Origin of the sequence: Mesorhizobium sp. M1A.T.Ca.IN.004.03.1.1 (assembly GCF_003997555.1) — a bacterium.
In the GTDB taxonomy this organism is placed as follows: Bacteria; Pseudomonadota; Alphaproteobacteria; order Rhizobiales; family Rhizobiaceae; genus Mesorhizobium.
Window position 1 is genome coordinate 1 of sequence record NZ_RZTV01000289.1, and the last position, 274, is coordinate 274.

The following is a 274-nucleotide window of genomic DNA, read 5'->3' on the forward strand; positions in this document are numbered from 1 at the left end:
GTCGCACTCAAGCCCTTTTGCTTTGTGGACGGTACTGATGCACTTCGCTGGAGGTTGGGGATGGGAAAACGTTCTCCGCCTCGTAATTTCGATAAGTCCTTCGGTGGCGGAAGGGTACCCCCCCAGCTCGACGGCGTCCTGGAACTCGCTTTTCAGATCGATGGTGGCTTTGGCGAAACCTGGCGTCTTCGATGTGATGTGAGTTCGTAGAAGGCTAAGGCCACGACTGATTCCGCGATGGTCTGGCTCATCCAAGATAACGCGGCCAATCGCC

General features: G+C 56.2%; 1 protein-coding gene. It reads left to right on the plus strand.

The features are described 5' to 3' along the window. On the plus strand, window positions 1-210 hold a 210-nt coding region (locus EOD29_RS36620), incomplete at its 5' end, for a hypothetical protein (RefSeq protein WP_206520546.1). Between the last annotated feature and the right edge of the window lie 64 nt (window positions 211-274).